The organism is Aquirufa salirivi (assembly GCF_045310485.1).
Taxonomy (GTDB): Bacteria; Bacteroidota; Bacteroidia; order Cytophagales; family Spirosomataceae; genus Aquirufa; species Aquirufa salirivi.
The window spans coordinates 1-565 of record NZ_JBEWZH010000029.1 but is presented as its reverse complement, the minus strand read 5'-3'; the positions used below and the strand labels follow the sequence as shown (position 1 = coordinate 565).

General features: G+C 51.0%; 1 protein-coding gene. It reads left to right on the top strand.

The genetic code is table 11. From position 1 onward, the window contains the following. Nucleotides 1-565, top strand: a 565-nt coding sequence (locus tag U0R11_RS13540; RefSeq protein WP_406752362.1) for a hypothetical protein, incomplete at both ends; no start/stop codon positions are given.

Here is a 565-nt window from a genome sequence, read left to right as displayed (position 1 = left end):
CCAACGGTAGTTTTGCTTCGGCTACCTCAACCACCAATGGAAGTGGTATTGCTACTGTTGTGTTCACTTCGCATACCGTTGCAGGTACTGCCACTACCGTGACAGCTACTACTTCGGCTATTTCTGGAACATCTTCTACCATCACCACCGTGGCGGGGGCTGCTAGTAAGTACCTCGTTACTTCTTCGTCTTCGTCTCCTGTGGCTGGGGCTACTGTAACCATCTCGGCTCAGTTAGCCGATGCCAATGACAATCCAGTTGCTACTTCAGGACAAACCGTTACTTGGACCAAGTCCAATGCCAACGGTAGTTTTGCTTCGGCTACCTCAACAACTAATGGAAGTGGTGTGGCTACTGTTGTGTTCACTTCGCATACCGTTGCAGGTACTGCCACTACTGTGACAGCTACTACTTCGGCTATTTCTGGAACATCTTCCACCATCACCACCGTGGCGGGGGCTGCGAGTAAGTACCTCGTTACTTCTTCGTCTTCTTCTCCTGTGGCGGGTGCTACTGTAACCATCTCGGCTCAGTTAGCCGATGCCAATGACAATCCAGTTGCTAC